The organism is Pseudomonas rhizosphaerae (assembly GCF_000761155.1).
GTDB classification, from domain to species: domain Bacteria; phylum Pseudomonadota; class Gammaproteobacteria; order Pseudomonadales; family Pseudomonadaceae; genus Aquipseudomonas; species Aquipseudomonas rhizosphaerae.
In genome coordinates this window covers 2,936,373-2,955,290 of record NZ_CP009533.1, presented here as the reverse complement: position 1 = coordinate 2,955,290, position 18,918 = coordinate 2,936,373, and the positions used below count along the sequence as shown (strand labels likewise).

At 63.0% G+C, this 18,918-nt stretch carries 15 protein-coding genes; 9 read left to right on the top strand and 6 right to left on the bottom strand.

Translation table 11 applies throughout. The annotated features are described in order from the left end of the window. Window positions 1–2: 2 nt before the first annotated feature. On the top strand, window positions 3–962 hold the full coding sequence (locus LT40_RS13135; protein WP_043190861.1) for a sensor domain-containing diguanylate cyclase: 960 nt from the start codon (window positions 3–5) through the stop codon (window positions 960–962). Window positions 963–971: 9 nt separating this feature from the next. Here the strand turns inward: LT40_RS13135 and LT40_RS13130 are convergent, their stop codons facing one another. After that, complete coding sequence (locus LT40_RS13130) at window positions 972–2,315, bottom strand: MFS transporter (RefSeq protein WP_043190860.1); 1,344 nt, start codon at window positions 2,313–2,315, stop codon at window positions 972–974. 469 nt (window positions 2,316–2,784) lie between these two features. Here LT40_RS13130 and LT40_RS13125 point away from each other — a divergent pair, with 469 nt between their 5' ends. After that, the gene (locus LT40_RS13125) at window positions 2,785–4,086 is read left to right on the top strand and encodes an NAD(P)/FAD-dependent oxidoreductase (protein WP_043190858.1); all 1,302 of its coding nucleotides are present in this window, start codon (window positions 2,785–2,787) and stop codon (window positions 4,084–4,086) included. Between the two features lie 11 nt (window positions 4,087–4,097). On the opposite strand, the gene LT40_RS13120 is transcribed toward LT40_RS13125, so the two are convergent. Further along, window positions 4,098–4,901 (bottom strand): IclR family transcriptional regulator, encoded by an 804-nt coding sequence (locus LT40_RS13120; RefSeq protein WP_052393429.1) that lies wholly within the window; start codon window positions 4,899–4,901, stop codon window positions 4,098–4,100. A 131-nt stretch (window positions 4,902–5,032) separates the two neighbouring features. On the opposite strand from LT40_RS13120, the gene LT40_RS13115 reads away from it, so the two are divergent. The 6 genes from LT40_RS13115 to LT40_RS13090 all read left to right on the top strand — a co-directional run bounded on the left by LT40_RS13115 (window position 5,033) and on the right by LT40_RS13090 (window position 12,194). Then, window positions 5,033–6,367 carry an NAD(P)/FAD-dependent oxidoreductase gene (locus tag LT40_RS13115; protein WP_043190856.1) on the top strand — a complete coding sequence of 445 codons (1,335 nt, stop codon included), beginning with the start codon at window positions 5,033–5,035 and terminating at the stop codon, window positions 6,365–6,367. Window positions 6,368–6,489: 122 nt separating this feature from the next. Further along, a complete protein-coding gene (locus tag LT40_RS13110; protein ID WP_043190853.1) occupies window positions 6,490–8,166 on the top strand; it encodes a peptide ABC transporter substrate-binding protein in 1,677 nt (558 codons plus the stop codon). 57 nt (window positions 8,167–8,223) lie between these two features. Further along, complete coding sequence (locus LT40_RS13105; protein ID WP_043190850.1) at window positions 8,224–9,174, top strand: ABC transporter permease; 951 nt, start codon at window positions 8,224–8,226, stop codon at window positions 9,172–9,174. A 13-nt stretch (window positions 9,175–9,187) separates the two neighbouring features. Then, complete coding sequence (locus LT40_RS13100) at window positions 9,188–10,075, top strand: ABC transporter permease (RefSeq protein ID WP_043190847.1); 888 nt, start codon at window positions 9,188–9,190, stop codon at window positions 10,073–10,075. After that, a complete protein-coding gene (locus tag LT40_RS13095; protein WP_043190844.1) occupies window positions 10,072–11,100 on the top strand; it encodes an ABC transporter ATP-binding protein in 1,029 nt (342 codons plus the stop codon). The genes LT40_RS13100 and LT40_RS13095 overlap by 4 nt, the downstream gene beginning before the upstream one ends. Further along, window positions 11,097–12,194, top strand: coding sequence for an ABC transporter ATP-binding protein (locus LT40_RS13090; protein ID WP_084139810.1), 1,098 nt, complete (start codon window positions 11,097–11,099; stop codon window positions 12,192–12,194). Before LT40_RS13095 ends, LT40_RS13090 begins: the two co-directional genes overlap by 4 nt. On the opposite strand, the gene LT40_RS13085 is transcribed toward LT40_RS13090, so the two are convergent. After that, on the bottom strand, window positions 12,107–12,676 hold the full coding sequence (locus LT40_RS13085; protein WP_043190841.1) for an isochorismatase family protein: 570 nt from the start codon (window positions 12,674–12,676) through the stop codon (window positions 12,107–12,109). The genes LT40_RS13090 and LT40_RS13085 overlap by 88 nt on opposite strands. A gap of 196 nt (window positions 12,677–12,872) precedes the next feature. After that, the gene (locus LT40_RS13080; protein ID WP_052393428.1) at window positions 12,873–13,766 is read right to left on the bottom strand and encodes a hypothetical protein; all 894 of its coding nucleotides are present in this window, start codon (window positions 13,764–13,766) and stop codon (window positions 12,873–12,875) included. Between the two features lie 247 nt (window positions 13,767–14,013). Here LT40_RS13080 and LT40_RS13075 point away from each other — a divergent pair, with 247 nt between their 5' ends. Beyond that, the gene (locus tag LT40_RS13075) at window positions 14,014–15,615 is read left to right on the top strand and encodes an ATP-binding cassette domain-containing protein (protein ID WP_043190838.1); all 1,602 of its coding nucleotides are present in this window, start codon (window positions 14,014–14,016) and stop codon (window positions 15,613–15,615) included. Here the strand turns inward: LT40_RS13075 and LT40_RS13070 are convergent. Beyond that, window positions 15,610–16,053 (bottom strand): globin domain-containing protein, encoded by a 444-nt coding sequence (locus LT40_RS13070; RefSeq protein WP_043190835.1) that lies wholly within the window; start codon window positions 16,051–16,053, stop codon window positions 15,610–15,612. The two genes, LT40_RS13075 and LT40_RS13070, sit on opposite strands and share 6 nt — an antisense overlap. 106 nt (window positions 16,054–16,159) lie before the next feature. After that, complete coding sequence (locus LT40_RS13065) at window positions 16,160–18,355, bottom strand: TonB-dependent receptor (RefSeq protein WP_043190832.1); 2,196 nt, start codon at window positions 18,353–18,355, stop codon at window positions 16,160–16,162. Between the last annotated feature and the right edge of the window lie 563 nt (window positions 18,356–18,918).

Genomic DNA, 18,918 nt, shown 5'->3' with positions numbered 1-18,918 from the left:
CCATGAGCAGACCCATCGAACTGGACGAACTCCACTGGCTGCTGGCGATCACCCAGAGCATAGACGTGGGCGTGGTGGTGCTGGACAGCGATTACCAGGTGCAGGTCTGGAACACCTTCATGGAAAACCGCTCCGGCGTGCAACCCAAGGACGCCATGGGGCAGGCTTTCTTCAACCTGTTCCCGGAGATCGACCGCGAGTGGTTTCGCAAGAAGGTCAGCAGCGTGGTCACCCTCGGCACGCCGGCCTTCACCATCTGGGAACAGCGCCCGTACCTGGTGCGCTTCAAGAACTACCAGCCGATCACCGGGCAGGAAGCGTTCATGTACCAGAACACCACCATCCTGCCGCTGCGCTCCACCAACAGCGAGGTGACCCACATCTGCGTGGTCATCTACGACGTCACCGACGTGGCCACCAACCGTCGACAGTTGCAGGCGTCCAACCTGCAACTGCAGAAGCTGTCGAGCACCGATCGCCTGACCGGGCTGTACAACCGCGGCTACTGGGAAGAGGCACTTAAACTCGAGTACGTTCGGCATGGCCGCTATGGTCACGCGACCTCGTTGATCATGTTCGACATCGACCACTTCAAGCGCGTCAACGACACCTATGGGCACCAGGTGGGCGACCAGGTCATCCAGCGCGTGGCGCAGGTGCTGCGCGGGCTGGTCCGCGACGCCGACATCGCCGGGCGCTACGGCGGCGAGGAGTTCGCCGTGCTGCTGCCCGACACCGACAAGGCCGGCGGCGGCATATTGGCCGAACGCCTGCGCCTGGCCGTCGAGGCCGAAGTGGTCGAGCACGAAAGCGGTCCCATACGGTTCACCATCAGCCTGGGCGTAGCCGACCTCGGCTACCCCAGCAACGAGTACCAGCAACTGATCGAGTGGGCCGACCAGGCGCTGTATGCGTCCAAGCGAGCAGGCCGCAATCGCGTCACCGTCTACGAGCGGCCCTGAACAGGTCGATCAGTCCCTGGTGGCATGCGCCCAGCGATAGTCCAGACGCGGCGCACGGACTTTGATCCGGCGTTTGGTCTTGCTGAACAACGGCTCGTGCACCGGCTCGGGATCCTTCAGGAACACCGTCAAGACCGCACTCAGTGCATACAGGCCGGTGAAGGCCCAGACCACGCCTTCCAGGCCGAAGCTTTCATTGAAGATCGCCACCACCGCAGGTCCCACCCAGGTGGACGCGCCCGCGCCCAGGCTCAGCACCGACAGCGCGGCGGCCTTGTTGTGCGGCGCCAGGGCCGGCGCCAATGCCGACAACGGCACGAAGCACGCCAGCGTCAGGCCATACAGCGCGCCGAACACCGAGGCCAGCAGGAAGTTGTCGGGAAAGGCCTGCGGCATGAAGAAGAACAGCGGGGTCGTGATCGTGCTGCCCACTGCGCCCAGCCAGAGGATGGTATTGCGGTAACCGATTCGCGTGCTGATGACGCTGGAACCCATGTTGCCGATGATGTTGAACACGAAGACGATGGTCAGCAGTTGCAGCCATTGCTCCAGCGTGAACCCCACCGTGTCCATGAAGAACCCGGGGAGCACCACCAGAAAGCCGAACATCGACGACGTATTGATGATGCGCACCACACCGGCCAGGGTCACCTTGGGGTGCGACCACATGATGGTGATGTTCTTGGCCATCGACACCAACGGCTTCTCGCCCTCGGGTGCCAGGCGCCGCATGCCGTGGGCTTCGCGCATGCCGATCAAGCCGATCAGGCCGCCGATGATCACCAGCGCGAACGACAGCCAGAAAGTCTGCAACGCGCCGATCAGCGGAATGCTCACGCTCGCCACCAACGAACCCAGGGTCGGCAGCCCCGCCGCATAAGCCACCCAGAACCAGCCCACCGCCAGACCCATCTTGCGCGACGGTGTCGCGGCGGCGATCCACACCAGAAACCCGTAGGCGAACAACGGATAGCCGAAGCCGCGCAGACCGTAGGTCAGCAGAATCATCTTGTAGCTCAGGGTTTCCAGGCCATAGATCAGGAACAGAACTTCGAACACGCTCCAGATCAACAAGCCCAGCATCATCACCCGTTTTGGCCCCCAGATATTCGACAGTGCACCGGCCAGCCAGGAGGAGATGCCGACGGTGACGCCATACAGCGTGAACACCATGGCGATTTCGCCTTCGGGCATGCCGCGGTCACTGAGAAACGGAGAGAGGTAACCGAGTTCGACGCCATCGCCGATCATGAAGATCAGCAGGCCGACGAAGCCCCAGAACATGGGGTAGGGGATGCCGATCTTGTCGCACAGGCGAGAGAGGGGGGTGTTCGGAGTGGATTGATTGCTCAATGGTCCGTTCCTTTTTTGCAGCACGGCGCTTGGGCGCGCCGAATGAATGGCCTCGATGAGGTTGGAAGGCAGGCTCGGTGAAAAGCAAATCGCCACGCAGCGGTGGCACAAATCGGCGGGTCAGGAGGGGCACAGCAGGATCGCCGGCGTACGGCGTGCATGGGCCCTGTAATCTGCTTTGTTTGAGATTTTCGCGCCGTTTGCTTATTTGTTATCGCATCTGAAACGATTCAGCGCAACCGCCCGAGCGGGCGTTGCCTGCGACAACGTGCCCGGTGGTAATGGCCGCAGGCCACGTCTCATGGTGGCTAAGGTGTTGCAAAACATGACTGAAAAAAATCCTGATTATTTTCCATTGCCCCGGCCTTTGTCTCAGCATGTGAGAGCATGAGCGCACCGCGTCCCCGAGACTTGCCGCTCGCGGTTTGAAGGCGTAGATGTAGGGACACCGACATCGGCAGGCGTTCCCATGTACCCGCTCATTTCCCACGTCGACAGCGACACTTCACTGCCCGACAGCGCCGATGTGGTGATCATCGGCGGCGGCATCATTGGCGTGTGCACGGCCTTCTTCCTGGCCGAGCGGGGCGTGTCGGTGGTGCTGGTGGAAAAGAGCGGCATCGCCCACGAGCAGTCGTCGCGCAATTGGGGCTGGGTACGGACCATGGGCCGTGACGTCGCCGAAGTGCCATTGGCCATTGCCAGCCTGAAACTGTGGGACGGCTGGGCCAGCAAGCTGCACCACGAGACTGGCTTCACGCGCTCCGGCATTCTCTATGCCTGCGAATCCGCAGCCGAATTGGCGGCCAAGGTCAGTTGGCTGGATCAGGCGAAACCGCTGGGCATCGAGGCGCGGCTGCTCGACACCGTCCAGATTCAGGCGCGCCTGCAAGCCAAGGTTCCGGCCTCCTGGACCGGTGCGCTGTTCACTGAAAGCGACGGTCGCGCCGAACCGGACATCGCCACGGCGGCCATCGCCGAAGGGGCGCGCGTACGCGGTGCCAAGCTGTTCGTGCGCTGTGCCGCGCGCAGCGTCGAAACTACTGGGGGAAAGGTCAGCTCGGTGGTCACCGAACTGGGCGAAATCAAATGCACCAGCGTCGTGCTGGCGGCGGGCGCCTGGTCGAGCCTGTTCTGCGGCAACCTGGGCATCCGCCTGCCGCAGCTGCGCGTGCTCGGTTCGGTGATGCGCACCGGACCGCTGCCGGGCGGGCCGGAGTGCGCCGTGGCCACCGAGAAGGTCTCGTTCAGAAAGCGCGCCGACGGCGGCTACACCGTGGCCCTGCGCAACGCCAACGTGGCGGCACTGGTGCCGGACAGCTTTCGCTACCTGCCTGATTTTCTGCCCATGGTCAGGGCGCATCACCACGAATACCGCCTGCGCGTGACCCGCCAGAGCTGGCAGGAACTCAACACCCCCAAACGCTGGAGCAATGCCCAGGCTTCACCGTTCGAGACACAGCGTTTGTACGATCCCAAGCCGGTGGATGCCTACCTCGACAAGGCCCTGAGCATGCTCGCCGAGCAATTCCCGATCTTTGCCCAGGCGCGGATCGAGCAGCGCTGGGCGGGGTTGATCGATGTCACACCCGACATCGTCCCGGTGATGGATCAGGTGCAGAGCCTGCCAGGCTTCTATCTGGCCACCGGCTTCTCCGGGCATGGTTTCGGCATCGGGCCAGGCGCCGGCCACCTGATGGCCGACCTGATCACCGGCGACCAACCCCTGGTCGATCCTGCGCCGTTTCGTTTCGCCCGGTTCGCCCGATGAGGCTCGCTCATTCAGGCGCCCAGCCGTTGCGCGATGCTAGCGGCTTCCTTGCGCATGGCCTGCACCAATCGGTGCTGGTAAAGCGGGGTCATGCGCACGCTGGGCAAGGCGCAGCTCAGCGCCCCAACCGGGGCGGCGCTGGCATCGAGGATAGGCACCGCCACGCCGGTGTGCAGCGGCAGCACGCGATCGGCCAGGCCGCAGGCGTAACCTTGCTGGCGCACCTGCTTGAAGGTGGAGCGCAGGGCGCTGTCACTGATGGCATATTCACGCAGCAACCGTGGCGCGTTGTGTTCCAGAATCTGCGCACGGGCCGCAGTGGGCAGGTGGCTGAGCAGCGCCAGCGAGCCCTGGCCAACGCCGCTCAGCACGCGCGCACCTACGCAGTGGGCAAAGCTCTGGGTGGGATTGGCGCCTTCGTGCAGCTCCAGGCACAGGGCGTAGTAGCCGTCCTGAACGAACAGAAAGAAGCTGTCCTGAAAGGTCTCGCACAGGCGCAGCAAGGCCGGACGAGCCAATTCGCGCACGCCGCCGGTGTTGCCGGCCTGGGCACCGAGGCTGAGCAATTGGTAACCCAGAAAGTAGGGACCCCGCAGCCGCGGCAGGCGCACGAAGCCGTAGGATTTCATGGCCTTGAGCAGGCGGTACAGGGTGGCGCGGCTGAGCTGGGTGTCGGCGCTGAGCGCTTCGATGGTCGCGCCCTGCGCACCGCGCGCCGCGATCGCCTGGAGAATGTCGAAGGAGCGATCCAGCGTCTGCGTGCCTTGAGTGTTGCAGCGTGGCAGGCGGCGTGTCGATGAGTCGGTGTGGGGCATGCTGACCTCTCCCGTGAAACGACGGTTGCCGAGCCATGGCCCGGCAGGCCGACTGGCACTGCAAATGCGCTGCAATATCCGGGCCCTCGCAGCGCCCATTCATTGATGACCCATCAGGAGAACAGCCAGCGATGCCAGGACCTCGCGTAGTACCCGTACAGGGTGATGAACATCTTCCGGAGCGTGTCGATGTGGTAGTGATCGGTGGTGGCATCGTCGGTGCCTCCACGGCGCTGGAGCTTGCCGAACGCGGCTTGACAGTGGCGCTGTGCGAGAAAGGTGGCATCGGTCACGAGCAGTCCAGTCGCAACTGGGGCTGGGTGCGCATCTCGCGCCGCGACCCCCGTGAACTGCCGCTGATGGCCCATGCCCTGAACATCTGGGGCGACCTGGCCGCGCGCATCGGCAAGGACGTCGGCTACACCCGCGCCGGCATTCTGTTCACCTGCGCGGACGATCAAAGCTACGCGGAGCACGAGCGCTGGAAGGCCAATCTGGACGATTACCCGGTGCGTGCGCGGATGCTTTCGGGCAGCGACTTGGCCGCGGTGCTGCCCGGCGCCGAGCGTTTGCGCATCAAGGGTGCGCTGTACACCCCCGATGACGGTCGCGCCGAACCGCAGCAGGCGGCACCGGCGATTGCCGAAGCGGCGCGGGCCAAGGGCGCGATGATCTTCACCGAGTGCGCGGTGCGTGGCATCGAGCGTGCGGCAGGCCGGGTCAGCGGCGTCATCACCGAGCGCGGCGCGATCGCCTGCACGTCCGTGGTGCTGGCCGGTGGCGCGTGGTCGAGCCTGTTCTGCTCACCGTTGAAGGTGCATTTGCCGCAGCTCAAGGTGCTCAATTCGGTGATCCGTACCTCGCCCCTGCAGGGCGGCCCGGAATCCGCCATCTGGGCAATGGACTTCGCCGTGCGCAGACGCCAGGACGGCGGCTACACCGTCGCTTCCGGCCACGAGAACATCGCCGACATCGTCCCCGACTCCTTTCGCTACGCGCGGCAGTTCTGGGCTGCGCTGCAGCAGGAGCACAAATCACTGTCGTTTCGCCTGGGCCAGCGTTTTTTCCAGGAAGCCGTGCTGCCCAAGCGCTGGGCACTGGACGAAGCCAGCCCGTTCGAATACCGCCGCGTGCTCGATCCGGTGCCATCGATCCGGCAAACCAACCGCGCCCTGGCCAGCCTGACCAACGCCTTCCCGGTGTTCGCCAACGTGCGGATCGCCCAGCGCTGGGGCGGCATGATCGATGTCACGCCCGATGCCGTGCCGGTGATCTCGGCGGTGGACGGTGTGCCCGGATTTTTCATCGCCACCGGATTCTCGGGTCATGGCTTCGGCATCGGTCCGGCGGCAGGAAGGCTGATGGCCAATCTGGTCACCGGTGAAACCCCGATCGTCGATCCCCAAGCGTTTCGCCTCTCGCGCTTCAGCGATGGTTCCAGCCCACGGCCCATTTCCGGATTCTAGAGCCACCCGATCACTCGGCAACAGCCCTGCAGAAGCTCGTTCGAACGAGCCCGGGTCCAGCGTCCAGAACGCTTTCCAACGCCTGCCACCTGCCCTTTCTTCCTTACTGTGGGAGCTTCAGCATGTCGCAACGCGATGACTCGGATAAAGGCAACAGCCTGTTGAACCCGACCCGCCGCCAGGCGCTGGCCATGGCCATCATCGGCGCCGCAGGCACCCTGCTGCCCCTGGGCCGGGCCAGCCAATCGTTCGCGGCCATGGCCGCCCCGCCGTCCGGACAGGTGATCATCGGCCTGTCCCAGGAACCTACCGTCTTCAATCCGCACATGCCGCACATCGAAGTGGACGACGGCATCCACTGGAACGTGTTCGACCCACTGTTCGGCATCTCGCCCAGCGGTGAATTCGTTCCGGCCCTGGCCACCGAAGTGCCCACCGTGGCCAATGGCGGCATCTCCGCCGACGGCCTGCAGTGGAAAGTGAAACTGCGCAGCGATGCCAAATGGCACGACGGCCGGCCCTTCACCGCCGAAGACGTGAAGTACACCCTGGAACTGATCGTCTCGCCGAATTTTCGCAGCGGTCGCCGCGCCGGCCATGACCTGCTGCGCGACATCACCGTGGTTTCGCCCACCGAAATCCACTGGCGCATGGAGAAATCCTACGCACCCTACGCCTCGATCCTGTCGTCCACCTTCATGGTGCCCAAGCACATTCTCTCGGTCGCCGCCGACGTCAACACGGCACCGTTCAACAACGCACCGATCGGCACCGGTCCGTTCAAGTGGGGCACGCGGGTGGCTGGCGATCACATCCAGCTCAAGGCCAACCCGGACTATCACGGTACCCAGCCGCAGATCGAAAGCGTGATCTTCAAATACATCCCCGACCTGACCGTGCTCTACACCCAGTTCAAGACCGGCGACATCGACGTCACTGCCATGCAGGGCATCACCCCCGACCATTACGAGGAAGCCAAGGACCTGGCCGGGCGCACCGTGGTGATCCTGCCGGTGGCCACCATCGAGTCGGTGACCCTGAACATGGAGCGCCCGCAGTTCAAGGACCCCGTCGTGCGCCAGGCGCTGTACATGGCCATCGACAAGAAGACCATCATCGACGAGTTGTATTTCGGCCTGGTGCTGCCCACCGAAACCTACATGCCGCAACAGTCGGCCTACTACAACCCGAACCTGCCCAAGCAAAGCTTCAACATCGAGGCGGCCAGCAAGCTGCTCGATGACGCCGGCTGGAAACCGGGCGCTGGCGGCATTCGCGAGAAGGGCGGGGTGCGCCTCTCGTTCACCAACTCCACCACCGCCGGCAACCAGATCCGCGAACAGGCGCAGCAGTTCATCCAGCAGACCTGGCTGGCCATCGGTGTGGAAATGAAAATCTCCAACCTGCCGCCTGCGGTGATGTGGGGCGAGTACTGGGTGCAGTCCAAATTCGACTCGGTGATCGTCGGCAACAACTTCCTCACCGGTGCCGACCCCGACACCCGCGACTACTTCGGTTCGCAATCGACCAACGCCAAAGGCGGGGCCGGGCAGAACAACTCGCAGTACGTCAACGCCAAGGTCGACGACCTGCTGGCCCAGGGCGCAGCGATCCAGGACGTCGCCCAGCGCAAGGCGGTGTACGTGCAGGTGCAGGGCCTGATCCGCCAGGACCTGCCCATCCTGCCGCTGTTTCAGTACACCTACGTGCGCGGCTACAAATCGGGCCTCAAGGGCTTCACCGGCAACATCAACCTGCGCATCGAACCCTGGAACGTCAACGCCTGGTCCTGGACCTGAGCACGCCCATGCCTGGCCGCAGGGTCGGGTGTCGTTCGCACCGCAGAGGATTCAAGCATGCCGAACTACATTCTCAACCGCCTGGGGCAGAGCGCCGTGGTACTGGTGCTGGTCTCGCTGATCGGCTTCATGGTGCTCAACCTGGCCCCCGGCGGACCGATGTCGCAGTTCGCCCTGAACCCCGGCATGAGCCAGGCCGAGCTGGACCGCATCGCCGAGCAGCTGGGCTTGAAGCGGCCACTGCTGGTGCAGTACATCGACTGGTTCAGCCATCTGTTCGTCGGCGACTGGGGCCACTCGTTTCGCGACGGCCGCCCGGTGCTCAGCGTGATCGCCGGGCACCTGCCGGCGACGTTGCTGCTGATGGGCACCTCGACACTGCTGTCCATCGTCATTGGCACCTGGGTTGGCGTGCTGGGCGCAGTGCGCCGCTATTCGGTGTTCGACACCTTGGCCACGGTCGGCGCGATGGTGGCGCTGTCGATTCCCACCTTCTGGTTCGGGCTGGTGGCGATCTTCTTTTTCTCCCTGCACCTGGGCTGGCTGCCGGCGGGCAACATGTACACCATCGGTGACCAGTCCCTGGGCGACTACGCCATTCACCTGGTGCTGCCGGTGCTGGTGCTGGCCTTGGTCAACGTGGCGATCTGGAGCCGCTACATGCGCTCCGCCACCCTGGACGTGATCGATCAGGACTTCGTCCGCACCGCTCGCGCCAAGGGCGTGCCCTATCGCCGCGTGCTGACTCACCACGTGATTCGCAACGCCCTGCTGCCGATGATCACCCTGGCCGGGCTGCAGATACCCACCATTCTCGGCGGCGCGCTGGTCACCGAAACGGTATTCACCTGGCCCGGCATGGGCCGGCTGTTCCTCGACAGCCTGGGCTACAGCGACTACCCGGTGATCATGGGCATTCTGATGTTCTCGGCCGTACTGGTGCTGCTGGGCAACCTGCTCGCCGATCTGTTGATAGGTGTCGCCGACCCCCGTGTCCGGCTGGCCTGAAGGAGTACCGCCCATGACCACCGCCACGCACTACCTGCCCGCCAGCCGCCGCTGGGCCTGGCTGGCCAACCCCACCCTGCGCCGTTTCATGCGCCACAAGCTGGCTGTGCTCGGCGTGGTGATGATCACCGTATTGATCCTGGCCTGCGTGTTCGGCCCCTACCTGCTGCACTACAACGACCTGAGCATCGACATCCGCAACCGCTTCGCGCCGCCGTTCACCGGCAATCACTACCTGGGCACCGATGCGCTGGGTCGCGACACCGCCGCCCGCTTGCTCAACGCCGGGCGCATCTCCCTGATGGTGGGCTTCTGCGCCATGCTCATCAGCATCGTCATCGGCACCCTGATCGGCGTCATCGCCGGTTACTACCGCGGCTGGATCGGCGCCGGGCTGATGCGCTTCGTCGACGCCTTCCTGTCTTTTCCCAGCGTGTTCCTGGTGCTGGTGCTGGCGGCGTTCACCAAACCCAGCCCGATGATGATCACCCTGATCATCGCCGTGACCAGCTGGATGGAAATCTCGCGCATCGTCGAAGCCGAGATCCGCTCCCTGCGCGAACGCGACTTCACCCTGGCCGCGCGCATGATCGGCGCCAGCAACCGCTGGGTCATGTTCCGCGAACTGATGCCCAACGCCATCGGCCCGATCATCGTCGCGGCCACCCTGACCATCGCCAACGCCATCCTGCTGGAGGCCTACATCAGCTTCCTCGGCTACGGCATCCAGCCGCCCTTGCCCAGCTGGGGCAACATGCTCAACGCCGCCCAGCAGTACCTGGGCAAGGCGCCCTGGCTGGCGATCATTCCCGGGCTGGCGATCACCCTCGCGGTGACCAGCTTCAACTTCATCGGCGACGGCCTGCGCGACGCGCTGGACGGCAGGAGCGACCTGAAATGAACGCAGATAAGAAGATCGCCGTGGCGCACCTCAACGTCGCCTTCCGCAAGGGCGCCGGCTACGTACCCGTGGTCCACGACATCAACTTCACCATCGGTGCCGGTGAAACCCTGGCCCTGGTGGGCGAGAGCGGTTCGGGCAAGAGCGTCACCAGCCTGGCCATCATGAAGCTGCTCGCCGAAGCGCCGAAAACCCGCATCGACGGCAGCGCCATCGTCGCCGACCGCCACGGCGCGCCCATCGACCTGGTAGCCATGGGCGAGCAGCAGATGCGCCACGTGCGCGGCAACCGCGTGGCGATGATTTTCCAGGAACCGCTCACCTCGCTGAACCCGGTGCACCGCGTGGGTGATCAGATCGCCGAAGCGATCCGTTTCCATCAATCCCTGAGCAAGGCCGACGCCCGCGCCCGCGCACTGGCCCTGCTGGAGCAGGTCGGCATTCCGGAACCGGTGAAGCGCCTGGACTGTTATCCCCATGAGCTGTCCGGCGGCATGCGCCAGCGGGTGATGATCGCCATCGCCCTGGCCATGGAGCCGGACGTGCTGATTGCCGACGAACCCACCACCGCGCTGGACGTCACCGTGCAGGCGCAGATTCTCGACCTGCTGCGCAACCTGCAGAAGAAGAACGGCATGGCGATCCTGTTCATCACCCACAACTTCGGCGTGGTCGCGGAAATCGCCGACCGGGTCATGGTGATGTACGCCGGGCGCATCGTCGAACAGGGCAGCGTCAGCCAGGTGCTGTCCTCGCCGCGCATGCCCTACACCCGCGGCCTGCTGGCCGCCGTGCCGCGCTTCGAACACGCCGGTCTGGTGCAAGGTGAACTGGGCACCATCGCCGGCTTCGTTCCCGACCCCAGCACACCGCCCAGCGGCTGCGCCTTCCACCCGCGCTGCGGCCACAGCATCGCGGGCCGCTGCGATCAGCAGGCACCCGTGCTGGAAGAAATCGAAATGGGCCACCAACTGCGCTGCGTGCGCTGGCGGGAACTGGCGATCGAACAGGAAGGTGCACGATGAAAGAGCGTCCGTTGATCGACGTCGTCGGCTTGAAGAAATACTTCCCCGTGCGCAAGACCTTCCTCGCTCACCGTCGCGACCGCGACGACAACCTGGTCCGCGCCGTGGATGGCGTCGACCTGAGCATCGCCCGTGGCGAAGTGCTCGGCCTGGTGGGCGAAAGCGGCTCGGGCAAGAGCACCCTGGGCCGCAGCCTGATGATGCTCGACCCACCCACCGAAGGGCACATCGTCTTCGACAACACCGAGATCACACCTTTCAACGACCGCCTGCTCAAGCCCTATCGCAAGCGCATGCAGATGATCTTCCAGGACCCCTACGGCTCGCTGAACCCGCGCATGAGCGTGGGCGACATCCTCGCCATGCCGCTGCGCTTCCACAACCCCGAACTCGACGCCGCCGGGCGCCGCGAAAAGGCCGGGCAGGCCCTGGAAACCGTTGGCCTCGCCGCCCAGTACCTGGACCGTTACCCCCACGAGTTCTCCGGCGGCCAACGCCAGCGCATCGGTATCGCCCGCGCCCTGACCCTGGAACCTGAATTCATCATGGCCGACGAACCAGTGTCGGCCCTGGACGTCTCGGTGCAGGCGCAGGTGCTCAACCTGTTCGCGCGCATCCGTCGGCAGATGAACCTGACCATGCTCTTCGTCACCCACGACCTGGCCGTGGTCGGCCACATCGCCGACCGCGTCGCAGTGATGTACCTGGGCCGCATCGTCGAGATAGCGCCCACCCGCGAGCTGTTCAGCCATCCCCGCCATCCCTACACCGAAGCGCTGATGTCGGCCATCCCCATGCCCGAACCCGGGCAGCGGCGCCAGCGAATCGTGCTGCAAGGCGATATCCCCAGCCCGATCTCGCCCCCCTCAGGCTGCGCCTTTCGCACCCGCTGCCCTTACGTGCTGCCCGCCTGCGCACAGGATCGACCGCTGTTGCGTGAAGTCAGCGCGGGTCATGGCGTGGCGTGCATACGGGATGATCTGGAGTTGGTGTCGCCGCTCACCGCTCACCCCAGCCCGAGCGCCTCGACCACATCGCTGGCCAGCACCACCTCAGCGTATTCGCTACCGAGTATCGCCAACGTCAGATCATGAACGGTGCCCGCATCCCAAACCGTTCCATCGGCGCCGGTCACAGGGACCGCTGTCGTCGCATCCGAGGGCAGGGTGATGCTGTAGCCCAGCGCCTTTCCGGCGCGAACAGTGGCATCCATGCTGTTATGAATGACCACGCCCGTCAGCACGAAGCGTGTCACCTGCATGGCCTTGAGCACCGCATCCAGCTCCGTGCCGATGAACGCACAGTTCTGCTGCTTGGTGATCACCCGTTCGCCCTCCACCGGCGCGACTTCATGCTTGATCCCATTCCACGGCCCATGGGTGTGGTACGTCGACGTAGGCGTCGGTTCATCGTGCTTCACATGCAGCACCGGCCAGCCATTGGAACGCCACAGCTGCAGAAGCCGCTGGATGGTTTCCAGGTAGCCAGGGTTGCTCTTGCCCTTCCAATTCGGCTGGTCGATGGCGTCTTGCACATTGAGGATGATCAAGGGGATGGGGCTGGGTGGGTTACTCATGGACGGCCGTTTTATCGGAAAGGAATCGCGTCAGTGTGCGGTAAGGGGGAGGTGGCTTCAATGGGGGGTAGCCGCAGAGTGGGAGCGCGGCGGACAGACTCAAAAGGGCCATGCTTGAGTCTGAACCACTGAATTCTCGCTCGACAGTTAGCGCGTCTGGCTATCTATCAAGAAGCACGCCATCCTGCTGCGTCGTTCACGACGCTTTTCTCGACTCAACTGGAACAGACAGGCTCTCGAACAACGGTTTCATCACCTGCGCCGGAGAGGGGATGGGATTAGCCAAAGGCTGGTCATGTGCTTGAGTTTCCTGCGTCCTGACGCCGATCACGATGCTGTGGTCAGGCTGCTCCTGTGCATAGGCCGTGTAACCGTTATCCAGCGGGTGAATCCTTTCGCCAGGCAGTACACCGGGGTAATTGGGTGCAGGATGAAAGTCGGCAATTACCGCAGTTGTTCTGATCGCCGACAGTACCCAAGGCTGATAGCTGTCGGTTAAGAACGAATAGCAGGCAACCAGCACCATGGCAGCTGCAATAGCGCCTCCGGGGTGGAACAACGTCATACCCAGGTTAAGCTGGGGAGTGTAATTAACGCCGAAAATCTTCAGGAATGAAGCGAGCATTTGAATGGCCGCGAAGATAACTACGGCAACACCGAAGAGAACAAGCAGCAAAAGGCCACCGAACGACAGCAAAAGTGCCAGTACTGCCATCCATGCCGGTACATAAAACAGCAACGCCAGCAGGCCAACCGTCAGATCGAAAGACTGCGGCGGCAAGCCCAATGCTTCGGAAACTGCAAAGCGCGACAATCCGGTAGCGACCAAGAGTGCCAGCACATGCAATAGGACTATAGGTGTCTTGTACAACGATTTGTGCCACTTCAGACGCATCCACCGTGCCATTGGCAGGCACCACATGATGAAACCTGCAATCATGAAGCCAGCAGCAATCATGCTGGTCACGTCGAGGGCCGCAGTGCCCCAGCTCCTGGACAGCCACACTCCAGAGAAGACTAGAATGACGGAAACCATATAAAATCGATGTGCCACTGGCGTAGCAGCGTACTTGTCTTTTAACCATTGCATAGGTGTATTTGAAACCTTACTTGGAAGAATGATAAAAAATGAGTGGCTACAAATGGCCAGCTATTGGCCACCTTTCCCAGTGTGGCCAGAAGTTGTTTTTTGCCAGGCCAGCAAAAGCGGATGCAATCCTAACAGGACTATTTTTCAAGAAAAGACCGAGGTAATAACTCGAAACCGAAATGAAATGACGCAATAACTGATCACGTTCATGCTGGTTCCATTCCAAGGGCATCACACAGGGAGACTCATGACCCAACGACAACTCCGTCTCGACCACCTTTGCCTCACACTCCCTGATGGGCGCCTGCTGCTGGACAACCTCAACCACAGCTTCCACACCAAAGCCACTGGCATCGTCGGCGCCAATGGCAGCGGTAAATCCCTGCTCGGCCAGTTGCTGGCTGGCGCCCGTGCGCCCAGCAGTGGCCATGTCCGCCGCGAAGGGCATGTCCATGTCGTCTCACAACAGCTTGAGCCCGAGCGTTTTTCCACTGTTGCAGCACTGGCGGGGGTCGAGCACATCCTGCAAGCCCTGCAGCGGATCGCCGAAGGCAGCCTCAATGATCATGACCACACGCTTGCGATGGACCAGTGGGATTGCGCGGCACGTCTTCGCGCCGAACTGGACCTGAACGGCTTGGGCCACTTGGCCGCCGATACACCGACGCACGCCCTCAGCGGTGGCGAGCGGCAACGCATCGCCCTGCTTGGTGCCTGGCTGTCCGGCGCCGACTGGCTGATTCTCGACGAACCCAGCAACCACCTCGATCGCGAACAACAGCAGAAACTGACACAGCAGATCCAGCGCTGGCCGAACGGCTTGGTGATGATCAGCCACGACCGCGCCCTGCTCGAGCTCATGGATGAAATCGTCCAACTCTCGCCCACCGGCCTCGCCGTTTACGGCGGCAACTACAGCCATTACGTCGCCGCCCGCGAACAAGAGCAACAAGCCTTCCAGGCGACCTTGCAAGGCGAACGCACCCAAGCCAAGCGCGAGCAACGGGAAATGGCCGTGCAGATGGAGCGCCAGCAACGCCGCAATGCCCGCGGCGATCGTAGCGCTCGTGATGGCAGCCAGACCAAGCTGATCACCAACGCCCAGAAAGAACGCAGCGAAAACAGCCAGGGCAAACTGCGCCTGAATCAACAGCTCGCCCGCGACCAGCAACAACAGCGCATAGCCGATGCCCGCGCGCGCTGCGCCGCCGATATCCAACGCATAATGCTGCCCCCGGAAACCGTCGTACCCAACGGCAAACTGGTGCTTCAGCTCAATGATCTGATATTGCCTTTCGGGCATGCCGAACCGATCGGATTGACCCTCACCGGGCCCCAGCGCATGGCCGTCAGGGGCGCCAACGGCAGCGGTAAATCGACCTTGCTTCAGACTATCGCCGGTCGCCTGATGCCACGGGCTGGCGAAGTCATTTGCACCGTGCAAGTAGGGTGGCTCGATCAACACGCCGGGCTCGAACACCCGCAACGCACGGCCGTGCAATGGCTGCACGAAAGCAACCCGGAACTGCCCGAAGCCGAAGCCAGAACTCGGCTGGCCCAGTTGGGCATCGACGCCGATCGCGTCCAGCTACAAACCGCGCAGCTCAGCGGGGGAGAGCGCCTGAAAATTGCACTCGCGGCACTGCTCCACGCGCAACGCCCACCCCAGCTCCTGCTGCTGGATGAGCCGGACAACCATCTGGATCTGCCGAGCAGACTGGCACTGGAGCAGATGCTCGGCCAGTACCAGGGCGCCTTGCTGATGGTGTCCCACGACGATGCCTTCGTGGACAGCATCGGCATCGACCTGGAACTGCCTCTGCAAGCTCCAGCGCGACCCCGTTTATGACGCTTGCTGGTACAGCGCCTTTTCCCGGCTGATCATCAAATCCGCCAGAAACCAATACGCTTGTCCCCACGCATCCAGAATCTCATCCGTCGCCGCGTCGCCCAGCACGTCCTTGATGGCCGGCAGCAGCGCATTGGCAACGGCGGGGTAGTGCTCGGCCTTGATATGGGTCGCCACATGACGGCTGCAGATCTTGTTCACCGCGGCGTCGATCACCTCAAGCCGATCGACATTGTTGGCAAACGCCAGGATCGCCGCCGCCAACCGCTTGGGTTGCTCGCCGGACGTCTGCGCCGCCTGGTCGAACAGCGCCTTGATCTGCGGATCGACGAACAGGCGCTCGTACATACGCGTGGTGATTGCCACACCATGTTGCTGCAGCGCGGGCGCTGTGGCCTTGATGATGGCAATCGTTTCGGGGGACAGGGGCTGGCTCATGGCGACTCCGCACTCGGCATGTTTGCTTACGGTACGTTCAGTCTAGTCCACGTCAACCACCCCAGCGCTGCTCATGCCGAACAGGCACTGCCCTCCTGCTGATGGATCAGAAATCCACCGTCCCGGAAAACTTCACCAGCCGTGGCTCACCCTGGGTCAGATAGCCGCCGTTGGCGGAAGCCCAGTAGTTCTTGTCGGTGATGTTCTCCACATTCATGCGCAGCGTGACGGCCTTGCGCTCGACCTTGAAGGTGTAGCGCGCACCCGCGTCGAAGCGGTTCCAGGTGGGCAGGCTCAGTGTGTTGGCCGGGTCGGCATATTGGCCGCCGGTGCGCAGCGCACGAGCGTTGAGCGCCAGACCGTTCAGCCCCGGCACGTCCCAATCCACCGTCGCATTGAGCTGAAAGGTCGGCACCCCAACGGCGTGATTGCCATCGTTCAAACCGCCGCGCGTGTCTTCGAGCTCGGACTGCAGACGCGTACCGCCGGCCATCAAACGCAAGCCTTCCACCGGCTCGCCGAACACGCTCAACTCGACACCGCGATTGACCTGCTTGCCGTCGCGCACGTACACATCAACGCTGCCGCCGCCGGCCGTCGCGAAGCTCTGGGTGTAACCATCGGTAGGCCGCTCGATCCGGAATGCTGCCAGCGTGGCGCCCCACGATTGCTTGTCCAGCTTGATCCCGGCTTCCACCTGCTTGGTGCGCCCCGGCGGGAACGCCTCACCCACGTTGACGACCTGGCCCGACGCCGTCGGCCCCGCCGCCAGCCCCTCGATACGGTTGGCAAACAGCGACACCGACTCCACCGGCTTGTAAACGATGCCATACACCGGCGTGGTGATCGCCTCGTCGTACATGGAAGTGCGCGAGCCGCCGACACCGGTGGTCGACTCATAGGCATAGTTCTGCACCAGCAACTGCTGGCGGCGCAACCCGGCCGTCACCAGCAGCGTGTCGTCGAAGAAACCCAAGGTGTCCGACACCGCCAGGCTGCGGTTGCGCGTCTTGCCGGTGATGCCTGGGTCGCTCATGTCACCGGCTGCGAAGTTCACCGCGGTAGGCTTGGCCAGAGGCCCGGTGTTGTAAATGTTGGTAGTGCCCGTGGGCAGGTAGAACTCATAGGCGTTGCGCTGCTCGGTCCAGATGCTCGACGCACCCACGCTGATCTGATGACTCACCGGCCCCGTCTGCAGGTTGCCGTTGATGCCGGTCATGAACGTGGCATTGTCCTCGTCATGGGGAATCTTCGACCCGCTGATAGTCGCCGCGCCCGTATTCGAATCCGTCAGCACCGGCGTGCCGTACACACCGTTCTCCCGTGTGTGCTTCGCACCACCCGCCACGTACGCCGTCCAGTCCTCGTTGAGATCCCATTCGCCACGCAACATGCCGAACGTGTCTTCGGTCTGGCTGTACGTCCAATCCTGACCGTAGTTGTGGCTGGCATCCGGCGCCCGCGGAATGCGTGTGATCGTGCCGAAGCGCACCGAGTTGCGCAGCCCGTTGATGCGCTGCTTCTGATAACCAAAGTCGCCGGACAGACGGAAATTGTCACCCCGATAATCCAGCCCCAGCGTGAACAGCTTGGTGCGCTGCGACTCGTCATCGACCGCTGTATCACCCTCACGCTGGGCCAGATTGACCCGCGCACCAAAACGATTGTCCTCACCAAAGCGCTGACCGATATCCAGATGCTCACCCACACGGCCATCCGTACTGATGTCCTGCGTGTAGCGACGAATGGGCTCATCGCCCGCCCGCTTGGGCACCAGGTTCACACTGCCGCCCAACCCGGTCCCCGTCGGGCTCACGCCATTGATAAACGCGTTCGGCCCCTTGAACACCTCGACCCGCTCCACCGCATCGGTGGAAATGATCTGCCGCGGCAACACCCCATACAAACCGTTGTAGGAAATGTCATCACTGGACAGCGGCAAACCACGAATCACGAGCACCTGCGCCTGGTTACCGAACCCGAACGACTGCCGCACCGACGGATCATTCAGCAGCACATCGCCGACGTCCTCCGCCTGCTGATCCTCGATCAGCTTCGAGGTGTAGCTGGTCAGGGTAAACGGCACATCCATGTTGTCCTGGTTGCCCAGCACACCCATCTGCCCACCGCGCGCCACCTGCCCACCGGCAAACACATCAGGCGAAGCGCCTTTGGCAGCCTTGGTGGTTTGCGCATCGATCGAGGTAGCGTCCAACACGAGAGCGTCTGCCCCGTGGGCGCCGAGGCTCAGTGAGCAGCACACCGCCAGAAGGGTAGGGCGAGAAGGAAAACGAAGGGCCATGGGAGCAGTTCCGGGAATAGAAGAGGTCAATGAAGCGCCTCCCTGGCAACTGAGAATGTGTCTCAGTGGCGCGTATCCTAACAAGAGTTTCACGAAGCGTTAACGCTTTTTTGAGGGGATTTTCACGGAGTCCGATGGGCTGGCTGGACAGGCGTTACACCTAAAGAATGGCAAAGGGCTACCGATAGGTAATTCACTGATGGCGTTTTTGCCTCTGCATTGGAAATGGAATTCAAATGAGTCTGCAAGACGACCTGCACGATGGACCCATTGCACCGCGTTCGCGTGTTCAACAACGGATGCACCCGGGGTGGCTGTTGTGGCTACTGGTGCCCGCAGTGGCGGTGGGGATGAACTGGGCGCGGATTGCCGCGTACTTTGAGCCTGCGCGTGTAGAACCGCCTACTGAGGTGGTTGAGCGATATGAATCGCCGGTTGTTGAATCTGCGCCGGTATCTGCACCCGTTGTGCGAGCAGTGGCGCCGGTTGTGCCTAAAACCCTGCAGGAGTGCATGGGCGCTGACAATGTGGTCAACGACCAGGTGTTGCGGTGTCGGTATGGC

What these genes read in the sequence shown, in the direction of transcription:
- LT40_RS13120 (WP_052393429.1), bottom strand. Translation starts at nt 4,901, where the DNA reads ATGCCCCACACCGACTCATCGACACGCCGCCTGCCACGCTGCAACACT.
- LT40_RS13070 (WP_043190835.1), bottom strand. Translation starts at nt 16,053, where the DNA reads ATGAGCCAGCCCCTGTCCCCCGAAACGATTGCCATCATCAAGGCCACA.
- LT40_RS13125 (WP_043190858.1), top strand. Translation starts at nt 2,785, where the DNA reads ATGTACCCGCTCATTTCCCACGTCGACAGCGACACTTCACTGCCCGAC.
- LT40_RS13065 (WP_043190832.1), bottom strand. Translation starts at nt 18,355, where the DNA reads ATGGCCCTTCGTTTTCCTTCTCGCCCTACCCTTCTGGCGGTGTGCTGC.
- LT40_RS13135 (WP_043190861.1), top strand. Translation starts at nt 3, where the DNA reads ATGAGCAGACCCATCGAACTGGACGAACTCCACTGGCTGCTGGCGATC.
- LT40_RS13075 (WP_043190838.1), top strand. Translation starts at nt 14,014, where the DNA reads ATGACCCAACGACAACTCCGTCTCGACCACCTTTGCCTCACACTCCCT.
- LT40_RS13100 (WP_043190847.1), top strand. Translation starts at nt 9,188, where the DNA reads ATGACCACCGCCACGCACTACCTGCCCGCCAGCCGCCGCTGGGCCTGG.
- LT40_RS13105 (WP_043190850.1), top strand. Translation starts at nt 8,224, where the DNA reads ATGCCGAACTACATTCTCAACCGCCTGGGGCAGAGCGCCGTGGTACTG.
- LT40_RS13085 (WP_043190841.1), bottom strand. Translation starts at nt 12,676, where the DNA reads ATGAGTAACCCACCCAGCCCCATCCCCTTGATCATCCTCAATGTGCAA.
- LT40_RS13080 (WP_052393428.1), bottom strand. Translation starts at nt 13,766, where the DNA reads ATGCAATGGTTAAAAGACAAGTACGCTGCTACGCCAGTGGCACATCGA.
- LT40_RS13090 (WP_084139810.1), top strand. Translation starts at nt 11,097, where the DNA reads ATGAAAGAGCGTCCGTTGATCGACGTCGTCGGCTTGAAGAAATACTTC.
- LT40_RS13110 (WP_043190853.1), top strand. Translation starts at nt 6,490, where the DNA reads ATGTCGCAACGCGATGACTCGGATAAAGGCAACAGCCTGTTGAACCCG.
- LT40_RS13115 (WP_043190856.1), top strand. Translation starts at nt 5,033, where the DNA reads ATGCCAGGACCTCGCGTAGTACCCGTACAGGGTGATGAACATCTTCCG.
- LT40_RS13095 (WP_043190844.1), top strand. Translation starts at nt 10,072, where the DNA reads ATGAACGCAGATAAGAAGATCGCCGTGGCGCACCTCAACGTCGCCTTC.